This window comes from Sediminibacterium sp. (assembly GCF_051860225.1).
Taxonomy (GTDB): Bacteria; Bacteroidota; Bacteroidia; order Chitinophagales; family Chitinophagaceae; genus Sediminibacterium.
The window spans coordinates 316,807-330,360 of sequence record NZ_JBHYEI010000002.1; the positions used below are offsets into that span (position 1 = coordinate 316,807).

The 13,554-nt window shown below is 37.3% G+C and carries 8 protein-coding genes; 1 reads left to right on the plus strand and 7 read right to left on the minus strand.

Annotated elements, in window-relative coordinates:
* Positions 1 to 10: 10 nt before the first annotated feature.
* From ACTIEI_RS08295 to ACTIEI_RS08305, 3 genes are read right to left on the minus strand one after another with little or no spacing between them, the layout of a single operon-like run.
* Entirely contained in the window at positions 11 to 2,263 is a 2,253-nt protein-coding gene (locus tag ACTIEI_RS08295; RefSeq protein ID WP_439505826.1) for a molybdopterin cofactor-binding domain-containing protein, read from the minus strand.
* 10 nt (positions 2,264 to 2,273) lie between these two features.
* On the minus strand, positions 2,274 to 2,744 hold the full coding sequence (locus ACTIEI_RS08300) for a (2Fe-2S)-binding protein (RefSeq protein WP_439505827.1): 471 nt from the start codon (positions 2,742 to 2,744) through the stop codon (positions 2,274 to 2,276).
* A 17-nt stretch (positions 2,745 to 2,761) separates the two neighbouring features.
* Positions 2,762 to 3,208 (minus strand): nuclear transport factor 2 family protein, encoded by a 447-nt coding sequence (locus tag ACTIEI_RS08305; protein ID WP_439505828.1) that lies wholly within the window; start codon positions 3,206 to 3,208, stop codon positions 2,762 to 2,764.
* Between the two features lie 133 nt (positions 3,209 to 3,341).
* Here ACTIEI_RS08305 and ACTIEI_RS08310 point away from each other — a divergent pair, with 133 nt between their 5' ends.
* Complete coding sequence (locus ACTIEI_RS08310; protein ID WP_439505829.1) at positions 3,342 to 4,253, plus strand: helix-turn-helix domain-containing protein; 912 nt, start codon at positions 3,342 to 3,344, stop codon at positions 4,251 to 4,253.
* On the opposite strand, the gene ACTIEI_RS08315 is transcribed toward ACTIEI_RS08310, so the two are convergent.
* Genes ACTIEI_RS08315 through ACTIEI_RS08330 form a run of 4 tightly spaced genes read right to left on the minus strand, consistent with a single transcriptional unit; the run spans position 4,245 to position 13,501 of the window.
* A complete protein-coding gene (locus tag ACTIEI_RS08315) occupies positions 4,245 to 7,157 on the minus strand; it encodes an FAD-binding and (Fe-S)-binding domain-containing protein (RefSeq protein ID WP_439505830.1) in 2,913 nt (970 codons plus the stop codon). The two genes, ACTIEI_RS08310 and ACTIEI_RS08315, sit on opposite strands and share 9 nt — an antisense overlap.
* A complete protein-coding gene (locus ACTIEI_RS08320; RefSeq protein WP_439505831.1) occupies positions 7,157 to 9,154 on the minus strand; it encodes a TonB-dependent receptor plug domain-containing protein in 1,998 nt (665 codons plus the stop codon). The genes ACTIEI_RS08315 and ACTIEI_RS08320 overlap by 1 nt, the downstream gene beginning before the upstream one ends.
* Before the next feature lie 4 nt (positions 9,155 to 9,158).
* Complete coding sequence (locus ACTIEI_RS08325; RefSeq protein WP_439505832.1) at positions 9,159 to 11,888, minus strand: bifunctional YncE family protein/alkaline phosphatase family protein; 2,730 nt, start codon at positions 11,886 to 11,888, stop codon at positions 9,159 to 9,161.
* 23 nt (positions 11,889 to 11,911) lie between these two features.
* Positions 11,912 to 13,501: a S41 family peptidase gene (locus tag ACTIEI_RS08330; protein ID WP_439505833.1), complete on the minus strand. Its 1,590-nt coding sequence runs from the start codon at positions 13,499 to 13,501 to the stop codon at positions 11,912 to 11,914.
* Between the last annotated feature and the right edge of the window lie 53 nt (positions 13,502 to 13,554).

The following is a 13,554-nucleotide window of genomic DNA, read 5'->3' on the forward strand; positions in this document are numbered from 1 at the left end:
TGAGTAAAACTTATACTTTCCCCAACTCTTTCAAATAAGGCTGATTATATAACCGCTTTCCCGTTGCTTTGTACAAGGCATTTGCCACTGCAGCAAAAACTGGCGGAAAAGGTGGCTCACCCAATCCAGTTGGATCAATATTATTCTGTACAAAATGCACCTCAATTTTTTTCGGTGCTTCTCTATGTCTGATGATTCGATATGAATTTAAATTCTTTTGTACGGTGGCTCCTTTATCTAAATTAAGTTCTCCATACAATGCATTTCCAATTCCATCTACCACAGCACCTTCTACCATATTCTTCGCCCCTTCAGGATTGACCACAAAACCGCAGTCCATGGCTGTCACTACTTTTTCTACATAAGGTTGTCCATTCTTCATTGTTACATCTACCACATGAGCAGCATAAGATGCATGACAGAAATAAGCAGATACCCCTCGTTTCGCATTTTTAGTAGCAGGGCTTCCCCAATTTGATTTTTCCTTCAACAATTCTAATACTGCAATAAATCGACTGGCATCATAATCATTGAATTTTCCCACTGGTTTCGTTTTCGCTTTCTTCAACATTTCAATGCGAAAATCCAATGGATCTTTTCCAACGGCTTCCGCTAATTCATCTAAGAAAGATTGTTCAGCACTTGCATTAAAATTAGAACGAGGTGCTCTATATGCACCAATCGTAATATTGGAAGGCATATCCCAACTCTCCGCTAAATAATTATCGAAAACGCCTGCAGGAAAACGGTTTTCATGCAATGGACTCTCTGGTATTCCACCCCCTATGACATGAATTGCGGTTACGTTATTGTCTTTATCAATTGCTGCTTTATAGGTCATGATATAAGTAGGACGATAAATACCATTGGTTAAATCATCCTCTCTGGTATAAATTAATTTGACAGGAGCTTTTACTTTTTTTGAAATATGCCCGGCTTCTACAATATAATGTCCATAAGCCCTACGGCCAAAACCACCACCCATTCTAGCCAACTTCATTTCAATTTGCTCAGGCTTAATATCCAAATTGGAAACAATATTTTGTTTCATCATTTCAGGAATCTGAATAGGTGCTACAAAAAATGCTTTTTCATCCGTAATATGCGCAACACAACTAATTGGCTCCATAGGATTATGCGCCAAAAATGGAGCAGTATAGGTTCTTTCTAATACTTTCTTTGCATTTTTAAACGCAGTTTCAGGATCTCCATCTTTTCTAGCAACACGGGTAGGCTTTTTTTGCATCTCGTGCATCAATCGCAAATGGTTTTCAGTGCTCTCTAATCCTGCGGGAATAATTTCTTCTTTTTTACCGCCTCTTGCCATCAACATTTCCTTGGTATCTTGAATGGGCTCCCATTGGGCCACCACTTTCTTACGCGCATTCATCACTTCCCAAGTAGAATTACCCACCACTGCAATCAATTTATTAAAAGCACGTGTATCAAAACCTGCTTTTGCATACCCATCTTTATACACCTGAAAATCAAAAACAGCTTTTATACCAGGCATCTTCAATGCTTCTGTTGCATCAAAAGATTTGAGTTGCATGCCAAATGCAGGAGGATGTATAACCATGGCTATTAACATCCCTTCCATTGTATAATCGATGGTGAATAAAGATTCACCACCCACAATTTCCTTCCCCACTTTATTTTTCTGCGGAGTACCCAATAATGTAAAATCAGCAGTCTTTTTCAACTCTACTTTTTCAGGCTTGGGCAACTTGGCTGCCGCAGTGGCTAAAGCCCCATAATTCGCAGACTTATTAGAAGCTTTATGCATCACTACACCTTTAGAAACAGTGAGCTCAGACAAAGGCACCCCCCAATCATTGGCAGCAGCTTGCATCAATAGCAGTCTGGCAGTTGCACCTGCAGTTCTTAAAGGCTTCCAAGCCATGGCCATAGCTCTGCTCCCTCCAGTAAATTGACTCTTAAAACGAGGGGTATCATAATCCCCCATTTCTACAATTACTTTACTCCAATCTGCTTCTAATTCTTCATTTACCATCATAGGCAATGAAGTCATTACATTGGTGCCAAACTCTGGATTGGGATTAAATATTTTTACTTGGTTATCAGGAGTGATTTTAATAAATCCAGTTAGCTCCACCCAATCCATTTTATCAGTAGCTGCGGCTATTGCTTCATTAGGAATTAAATTAGCAAACCAACTAAATCCAATCATCATTCCACCTCCAGTTAAAGAAGTAACTTTTAGGAATGAACGTCTGCTTTGATTATTATTTGCGTTTTTCATTTGCTAAAAATTATTTTTTAGATGATTTAGCGACTTGTTGTATGGCCGCTTTGATTCTTAAATAAGTTCCACACCTGCAAATATTGCCTGTCATGGCAGATTCTATTTCAGCTTCTGTAGGATTGGGATTGCTTTTTAACAAAGCCACTGCAGACATGATTTGGCCGGTTTGACAATAACCACATTGAGCCACATCTAATTCTAGCCAGGCTTTTTGAACAGGATGCATTTCTTTTTCTGCACTTACAATTCCTTCAATGGTAGTAACTGCTTGTGCACCAACAGCCGAAACAGGCAATTGACAAGAGCGCATTGCTCTACCATTTAAATGCACTGTGCAAGCTCCACAAGCTCCTACCCCACATCCAAATTTAGTACCCACTAAATGCAACTGATCTCTTAAAACCCAAAGCAAAGGAGTAGATGGATCTGCATCTACTTGCAAGGGTTTACCATTTACTTTTAGTTGAAATTTTGCCATAAAAGAAATATTTAAAATTAATTCGTTTTCAATTTTACAGGTCTTGATAACTTAGAAAAAGTAAGTTGCACTAAGCTCCATTGACTTTTTTCTTTGACATACACTTCGGTTACCATAAATGAGTTAATAGCATCATTCCCTCCAACAACTGCAACCAAATCCATATCACTCAATAATACAGCTGTATTGCCTATAAACTTAACCGCATTACTATAAACTTCGGCTTTTTTGTACCAGATAAACCCTCCCTTAATGATATCAATTTCTCTTGCTTTACCCCAAGTTCCACCCATATGCACAAAATCACTTTTATCATGGAATAAAAGGCTTAGTGAATCTACGTTTTTATCTGACATCCATTGCCATTTTTTGGCAGAAAGTTGGATGATTTCATTTTCTGATTGTGCGGAAGCAGTACTAATGCATAATAAGGCAAAAGCCAGGTATAATATTTTTGTTTTCATTATACAAAGCTCTTCCATTACTTCCCAATTTTAGTATACAAATTACTGTTTTACCTACCATTTTTACCAATTAATGATAAGGTATGGGAACTGCTTCAATGCAATGACTATTTTTGTTAAACAAAATAAATTCATGGAATTCATTTACCCAATCAATAATATCAGCCAGTATAATGCAGATAACAATCATAAAACACTGCATCCATTAATAACGGTTATAGATTTCTCCAAAGCGAGTATGCGTGATTGGGGCAATGTAACAAGCATCAAATTCCAATACGGGATGTACTGTGTTTATTTAAAAGACGTAAAATGTGGAGATCTAAAATATGGACGTCATTTATATGACTACCAAGCAGGCACTTTGGCTTTTTTTGCTCCTGGACAAGTTATGGAAATGCAAAAACCGCCAGAACCTTATCAGCCCATGGGATTTGGACTTGTTTTTCATCCAGACTTTTTATTAGGCACTACCCTTGGCAAACGAATAGACGAGTACCAGTTTTTTGATTACGAAACCCACGAAGCCCTTCATTTATCGGAGGATGAAAGATCAATGATTCAATCTTCTTTTCAAAAAATTCAGTTTGAATTAAATCAACCAATAGATAAACACAGTAAAAAATTAATCGCAGCCAATATTGAATTGTTTCTAGACTATTGTCAACGTTTTTATGATCGCCAATTTATTACTAGGGACAATATTAACAAAGGACTCTTAGCGAAATTTGAGCAATTATTAAAAGACTATTTCAATTCCGAGCAACTGCATCAAATTGGCATACCTGCTGTGTCTTATTTTGCGCAACAATTAAATTTATCTGCCAATTACTTTGGAGACTTAATTAAAAAAGAAACAGGACAATCTGCCAAAGACTACTTACAAAACAAGACCATTGAAACTGCTAAGAAAAAGATGGTTGAGTCCGATAAAAATATCAATGAAATATCAATAGAATTGGGTTTTAAATACCCACAACATTTTACTCGTTTATTTAAACAAAAAGTAGGCATCACTCCCAACGAATACAGAAATCTAAACTAACGCGGCAAACAAGATCTCTACCGGATGCAATGCCATTTCTTTGGTGCCATCTTTAATCTGATGTCTGCAAGAAGTACCAGCTGCAGCAACAACAGTATCGTTGGCTTTATTACGCACTGCAGGAAACAAGACCAACTCACCTACTTTTTGCGAAACTTCATAATGCTCTTTTTCATATCCAAAAGAACCAGCCATTCCACAACATCCGGAAGGAATAATTTCAACGGTAAAGTTTTTAGGCAAAGACAATATTTGTTTACTGTAGTCTTGTGAAGACAATACTTTCTGATAACAATGACCATGTATAGCAATATGCTTTGTTTCTTGCGTAAATGCACTGGGTTGAATATTCCCTGCATCCATTTCACGAGCAATAAATTCTTCAATAGTAAAACTATGCTGGGCAAGGTCGATTGCAGCTGCCTTATTTTGAGGGCTTGCTAAATCTTTGTATTCATCTCGAAGGGTAAGCAAGGCCGATGGCTCAATACCCACAATTGGCATATCAGCAGAAACCAATGGAGACAATAACTGAATATTTTGATTGGCAATCGCTGCAGCTTTTCTTAATAACCCTTTTGATAAATAGGATCGTCCACTCTCTAGATGTTCTGGAATAATTACTTGATAACCCAACTGCTCCAATAATAAAATAGCTTTCTGCCCAATAGAACTATCTAAGAAATTGGTAAACTCATCACAGAAAAAATAGACTTTCTTTTGATGCTGAGTTGCGCGATTGCGATGCCACTGTTTAAGTTGAAATTTTCCCAATAAAGGCATAGATCGATCTGGATGAAATCCTACTAAGCGATTGGCTATTTTACGGAAAGCAGTCGTTCCAAAAACAAAATTATAAATGGGCCTAAACAGCGAAGCTAATTTCATTTGCACCGCAAAATTTCCAACCAATTTAGATCTGAATGGAGTGCCATTCGCATCGTAATACTGTTGTAAGAACTCAGCTTTCATTTTAGTGATATCAACACTTGATGGGCACTCAATTTTACAGCCCTTGCAACTCAAACATAAGTCCATTGCCTCCTTAATCTCCGCATGATTATAGGGTGTTGCATCATTGGGATCACTTAAGAATTGTCTCAGCACATTGGCCCTTGCCCTTGTGGTATTTTTTTCGCTTCGGGTGGCCATAAAACTAGGGCACATTAATCCCCCACTAATCTCAGACTTTCTACAATCGCCGGATCCTGAACATTTTTCTGCTAATCTTAATATCCCCTCATCTGCAGAAAAATCAAACAAGGTTTTACCCAAATTAATGGGCTGTTGTTGATTCATTCGCAAATGGGTATCCATTGCAGGGGTATTAGTTATTTTCCCTGCATTAAATACTCCTTTGGGATCAAATATGGTCTTAACCTGTTTAAATAAATCATATACTTCGTTGCCTACCATTGCAGGAATAAACTCACCACGCAATCTTCCATCTCCATGTTCTCCTGATAAAGACCCATTGTACTTTTTTACTAATGCAGCAGTGTCTTTGAGTATAGCTCTAAACTGTTGAACCCCTTCGCTAGATTTTAAATTAATAATAGGTTCTACATGCAATTCTCCTGCACCAGCATGTGCATAATAAGAGGCTTTGACGTTATGCTGCGCTAATAGTTGCTGTAATTCTTCAATATACAATGGTAGATCATTGGTAGATACTGCACAGTCTTCAATTAAGTTCACGGGTTGTGCATCTCCTCTTAAATTTCGCAACAAACCCAAACCTGCTTTACGAATATCCCAAGCAAACTTGGTATCCGAATTGTATAATACCGGAAATGCATAACCCAGTGAAGCAGCACTTAATGCTTGAATAGTTGCATTAATCTTTTGATTCAATTGTTCTTTGGTGTCTTCCATGAATTCGACCATCAACAATGCTGCCGGATCTTCTTCAATAAAAAATCGATTCTTTTGGTATTCAGGATGACCTATAGTAAAATCCATGATCATTTTATCTACCAATTCAGACGCCATGGGTCCATGCTTTAATGCTTCAATATTGGCATATAAGGATTGACTCAACGAATGACAATGTACCACTACTAACCCTACTTCTTTTGGGGGCAGCGGCAATAAATTCAATTTCAATTCGGTAATAAAAGCCAGTGTACCTTCTGATCCTGCTAGCAGTTTGCATAAATTAAATGGACTACCGTGTTCTGCAAACGGATGCATCTCTATTAAGGAATCCAATGCATATCCCGTATTTCTTCTGACTACTTCTTTGGAAGGAAAATTCGCTTGAATAAGTGCTTGATTTTGCTGGTGTTGCAAGAGCTCAAAAAGATGTTGATAGATGCTCCCTTCTAAACCATTTGCATGAACTGCATCTTGTAAATCAATATCCTTAAAAACAGCTGTAGAACCATCACTTAAAATAACCGAAGCCTCCAACAAATGATCGCGTGCTGATCCCCATACAATGCTATGCAAGCCACAGGAATTATTCCCCACCATTCCGCCAATCATGGCTCTATTAGCTGTTGAGGTTTCAGGTCCATACATCAGCCCAAATCCCTTTAGGTAATGGTTTAAATCGTCTCTAATAACACCGGGCTGCACCCTACACCAACGTTCTTCTATATTCACTTCAATCATTTGATTAAAGTGTTTCGAAATATCTACCACAATCCCATTACCCACCACTTGGCCCGCCAATGAAGTACCGGCCGCTCTAGGAATTATCGTAATGGAATGTTTATTGGCAAAGCCGATGATTGCTTTAATATCTTCATCATGTTGAGGTATCGCAACAGCCAATGGCTTCTCTTGATAAACTGAAGCGTCTGTTGAATAAGCCATCAACTGCATTTGGTGTTCTGCAGTTATATTAAAATATAATTCACCATTTAATTCCGAAGCAAGTTGTTCCAGCAGTTGTTTCATTAAAACCTAAATTGGGCAGAAATATACAAATTCCTTCCCATACCATTAATGCCACTTCCATGCATTCTATAATCTGCATTAAAAATATTCGTTAATCCTGTTCGTAACTGAACGCCTAGTAATTTTGTTGATACATGAAAATGAAAAATGCCAAACCCAGGAGTTCCTCCTTTAGGAATACGATTATCGTCTTTATCACCTTGTGCTAGTCGGTTTTGGGTTGTAGCATACATATATTCAAGACTGTATTGAATTTTAGGCCTCGTCCATTGAATAAACGTTCTTCCATTGAATGGGGGTATTCTTCGCATTGGCTCTGTCCTGGTAGTATTTTGTCCAAATGAATAAGCACCATTACTACTAATCAATAATTTTTTTGTGAACGCAAATTGGAAATCGTATTCAAAGCCTTTTATCAATGATTCTTGATTATTCTCTTTAATATATACATTATACCCAGCTACTTGTTGACCAACCAACTGTATGCGATTGATAATATTGGTTAAATGCATATAATAAAATGCCATAGACATTTGCAGTTTTTTAGTGTGGATTTTATACCCCAACTCTGTATTAAAGGTCTTCTCTGGCTTTAATCCATAAGCTGGTACTTCGTACCTAAAATCGACTAAACCCAGTGTTCCCATATCGTCAATATTAGGGGCTCTATATCCTGTACTATAAGACGCATATACCGATTGAGTTTTACTGATTTGATACAATAATGCAGCATTAAATACCAAGGAAGAAGGTTTCACTATTGCAGTATCCACTTCAATTTGCAATGCATTGTATCGAACTCCCGCTTCTACAGTAAACTTACCCAAAGCAAGATGATGCAAACTGTATAGTGAGAAGTTTTGCATACTGGCATTATTAGGATATAAGCCACGCTGATTAATCGTTGCCCCATTGGCAATAGCAATCTGCTGTTTTGCACTTGTTACCTGATCTGTATAATACTCTACACCAGAATTAGCGGTCCAATTAGGATTTACAACTGAAAAAATATCCGTGGTAAGTCCTACCGTATTCACCCGATCATCTTCAATAAATCGATTTGCATTTCGGTTTCTCCAATAGTTTCTGCGTTCTTTGTTTACCTGTGATGATGCAGTGAAACTTATTTTTGACAAAAGCGGGTTCCGCGTTTTGCCTTCCATTCTTAAATAGCTCAAACTTCTATTTTGTGGATCAAATTGGTAATACGCAAAATTTTCTAAAGCCACCCGATGATAGAGTGGTACATTATTTTGTTGCAATTGTTGATGTGCAGCGGTAAGTAACCATTGATTGTTTAATTGCCATTTAAATTTTATATCAAATGCATTTTCGTTATACCCACTAGGCTGTTGAATTCCAGTGGTATCACCACCCGGCAAGTCTCCAAATTTTCTTACTGTATACCCTACTTGGAATGCTGTTTTAGCATTACTGTAAACCAATTCTGCTCTCCCAGTATATTCAGCGTCATTACTCAATACCCTTCCAGTAATATTTCCAGCCCATTTAGCTTTTTCGGAAAAAGCGATGTCTTTAGTAAATACTTGAATCACTCCGCCCATGGCATCAGAACCATACTGCACAGATCCTGTACCCCTTGCAACTTCTATTGATCCAACAGAAAATAAATCAATGGTATTAAAGTATTGATTAGGCCCATATCGGTAGGTAGCATTATTCAAGCGAATTCCATCAATCATTAATAAATTTTGATTCCCAGTTAATGAACGAACAAACGGTGAGCCACCACCATGATTAGTCTTTTGAACAAACACGCCAGCAGTTCCAATTAATGCTTCAGGACTTGTTCTTGGTTGAAATTGTTGCAATCCTTGCATCGACAATTTGCTTACAGAGTAAGGACTTAATAAGCTAGTCTGTTTATTTCTTGTTGCAGTGACCATAACATCTTGCAACAAAATAGCAGTATCATTTTGAGCATAAGTTGAAATACTCACTGTAAATACTACAAACGTAAAAACTAATTTTCTCATCCGATTACTTTATTATGATGGCTTGTTTTTGTTGACGATAATGGTCGGCACGCATATCTTCTAGCTTATCCATTTCAGGCCCTTTGATAATTTTATTCCAATCAATGGTAGTCTTGTATTTTTTCATTGCTTTGTTTACGTCAAAAATACGTGTGTCGTGCATTTCTAATGTATACGGTGTAAAGTCTGGCTTATCGGTAAAAAAGTCTTGTAATAAAGTGGCAGTTACATCATATTGATTTACGTATGGTACTCCAGAAATATTGTAAATCGTTTTTAAAATAGAACCAAAATTCGCGTGTGTATTACTGATATGTCCTTTCTTAACATATGGGCCAGCCATCATTAAAATAGAGCGATGGGCATCTATATGATCTACCCCTCCCTGTGGATCATCTTCTGTAATAATCACCAACATGTTTTTCCAATATTTAGTTCTAGACAAGAAGTGGAGTATTCTACCCAATGCCAAGTCATTGTCTGCCATAAACGAATGCGCACTTGTATATCCATCTTCCGGTCTGGCTTTGGCAATATGATCATTGGGCAACTGAATGGTCATTAAACTAGGCATTTCAGCCTTGCCAGTAATCCACATGCGAGTGAATTCTTTTTCAAACTGATTAGCCCTGTACTGATCGGGTATATTGGTATTGTATCCGGGATAGTTTCTACTAGTTCTTGGGAATAATGCTTTTTGCATAGGCACCATCACACCATGCCCTGCTCCTGTTGCTGTATCATACCATTCTTCTCTAACATGGGCTGTTTCATTGGCTTCGCCAAAATTGTAGAACGATTTCTTCTTTCTCTCAAAAGCCTCCCAAATACCTCCTGCTTCTGCAAAGTCTTCTGGATCCATACTTCCAGTTGATCCTGGAAATCTTCTACCTGGTGCTGATGAAAATAACTTAGCCGTTTTACTTACACTAGAATTGGCTTCAACCCATTCATTGGGTATCACTCCCATCATCCAATGGTGTCCATGAATACTGGCATCACTATCACAATAAAAATTATCACTGAATGCAAACTGACGAGCAATTTTATGATGATTTGGAGAAACCCTCATTCCCTTGAATCTTTCTCGCTGATTAGCCAATAAAGTATAAGCATTGTCAACGCCAAATCTAGCTAAAGTACTATCACCCTTTGCTTGTTTAATTTGTCCAAATACTTCATCATAGGTCCTATTTTCTTTGGTGATGTAAACAATATACTTAATTGGGCTTTGATATGCATCAGGCAATGGAGGTAAAGGATTTTGATTGAGGGATACCGTTGATTTAAAGAACGTATTAGCCAATGCTGTAGCCGTGTATTTAGCAAGTTGAATAGAATCGGGCATCGGAACTTTATGAAATGAACCTAATTGCAAATCACTGATAAATGTCCCCTGTATGGGTTTCTTATAACCTGCCCCTCCATTAGGACCTGCCCCCAATCCTCTTGCAGTAATAATATATAATTCCTTTTCGTTCTTACCTAACATCACTCTAGAAGGTCCCCATCCGGTAGGAATTAATCCGATTGTTTTAGATGTTTCGATATCAATAACAGCCACCGCATTAAATCCTAATAAAGCAACAAATAATTTTTTCTCATCACTGCTTAATGTTAATCCAAAAGGCAACAACCCTCTATATCGATCAATTGTTGTACTCACTTTAATAGGAATATGACGAACAATTTTTTGAGTTGTGTAATCAATCACACTAATATTATCATTCGTAGCATTTGATATATATGCAAACTGTTTACCCACAGCTATTGAATTAGGACTTGCACCTCCTACCACTTCAATATCTTCAATTAATTCTCCAATTTGATGCCCCGTTTTTAATTTACTTAACACTTTATTGCTTTTCAAATCTATCACAAACACACTCATTGCCTCGGGTGAATTAGGACTGCCTACACCAGGAATTTTTTTCCCATCTATCACTGTTCCATTAATAGACTCTTTGGTATTATCACCATAAGGATGATGAGGAATTAATAAAGAGTCGTAGTTTTTTTCCGTCATCCCCTCAATCATTGGATAAGCATACATTCCCACATTGGCTACAAATGCATACCGTTTATCTGGGCTTAATGACAAACCAAAGGGAAGTCTTCCACATGGGATGGACGCTTCTATTTTTTTACTAGTAAGATTAAGGCGCACCAATCTAAAATTAGCTCGATCTAATACCAACAATTCATTTTTTTCTTCATTAAATAATAAATCGGAAGTAAAACTGTCTTCAAATAAATCCTTTCCGATTTTACCGTTTAATGAAATTGAATCCAACCTAATCATGGAATTGATATCATATACCAATACTGCGCCATTGTCTCCTCCACTCAAATAGACAATATTTGAAGTCTTGCCAAAATCAACACCTAAAAAAGAACCGTTCGAAAAAGGTGATGCAATCTTTTTATCATAAGATGGTACCCTTGTATGATTCAGGGTTTCTAAGTCAACGATGGTAAATACGCCATTATGCAGTGTCACTGCTTTTTTACCATCTAGCGAAACACGCATTCCAAATGGATCATGAGTAATTCTAATCATTTCCCCAGCGGGGCTGATATATCTTCCACTTGGCAACACGGAAACTCCTTTTTCTTGAACACGGGCATATTCAAATTTCCCAGGCACTTCTAAAATAGAAACCAATTGGGGTTGCTGTGCATTTATTTGTAGAACAGTACCCATCCATATCAATAAGAAGAAATAATACCGCATGTGATAAAGTTAATAGCAAAATGCTACTCAGCTGCTTTTAAAGCTTTATTTACCAAGACATCTTCTGCATTTGCCACCACGAAATAACCATTTGTTCTCCAGATTTGTCTGGCAATTAAAGCTTTAATTCTGTTTAAAATAAATGCTTTACTTCGGGCATCAATAACACCAAAGTTCAAGCCTTCTTTTGAGGCATATTGCACAAAACGTTTCCATTGATCATCTGAAATATTGAAATTCAAATTAAATTCTGTTGGCGATTTATAAGTAATGTATTGAGCGCGATTGCGAATAAAATCATAATAGGCAAAATCATTCAAGGTACTCGTCATGAGCACTTGTAACACAGCCCTTGTGTACAATGAAGAATCAAATAATACCGTGGTATCGGGTGTAATCCCCCCACCGCCAAAAACCATTTTACCCGCAGGCGTTTTGTATTTTTTTACAGACCTAGCTAAGGAATCTTTTTTAGCGCTTGAATCTGTTGGATGAAAACGGCCAAGTAATTCATCGTTATACTTATCAATTCCTTCAGCATAAGACTTTTGAATATTTCTTCCCAAGGGAGTAAAATACCTAGCTACTGTTAATCGCACAGCGGATCCATCACTCAACTGAAATTGTTGCTGCACTAAGCCTTTACCAAAAGAGCGACGCCCCATAATAGTAGCTCGGTCCCAATCTTGTAAAGCACCTGCTAAAATTTCACTAGCTGATGCAGATGACTCATCTATTAACACCACTAATTTCCCTTTCTCAAAAAGCCCCGGACGCTTAGCGGTGAATTCGGTTCTCGGGGTATTTTCTCCTTCTGTATAAACGATTAACTTATTATCTTCTAAAAATTCATCGGCCATATCAACAGCTTCTTTCATTAATCCACCTGTATTTCCTCTTAGGTCTAAAATCAGGCTTTCCATTTTTAGCGCCTGTAATTTTTCTAACTCAGTCATGAACTCTTCATACGTTCTTTCTGCAAATTTATTCAGTCGTATAAATCCCACTTTCGGAGCAATCATATAAGCTGCATCAACCGAACTTACAGGAATATTACCCCTAGTGATGGTTACGCTTTGCATTTTGCCCGCACGCAAAAACTTTACTTTAACTTTAGAATCTGCGGGGCCTCTAAATAGTTTTCTTATGGCATTTCCATCTAATTTTTTACCTGCAATTGAAATACTATCATTCACGAAAATTAATTGATCACCTACCATTAATCCCACTTTTTCTGCAGGGCCACCAGAAATAACACTCATCACATTTACGGTATCGTTCATTTGTCGAAACTCTATACCGATGCCTTGGAAATTCCCCATTATATCTTCATTGGCAGCAGAAAGGTCAGAAGAAGGAATATAAACTGAATGCGGATCTAAATGTTTTAATAATTCATTTGCTACTAATCCATTGATACTATCTTCTGAAACTTTATCAACGTATCGATTTTTAATCAATTCGGTCAACTCCTGAATGGAAGATCGAGTGGAACTTTTAAAGAATAAAGGAGACATGGTCTTTTCCTTTAATTGAAAGCCAATTAGCATTCCCACAATCATCACAACGGCAAATAAAACCGGCAACCAAACCTGAAGTTTCTTAGAACCCATAAATACACATTAAATTATACGTCATGTAAGCATGCAAATATCTATATTTATTG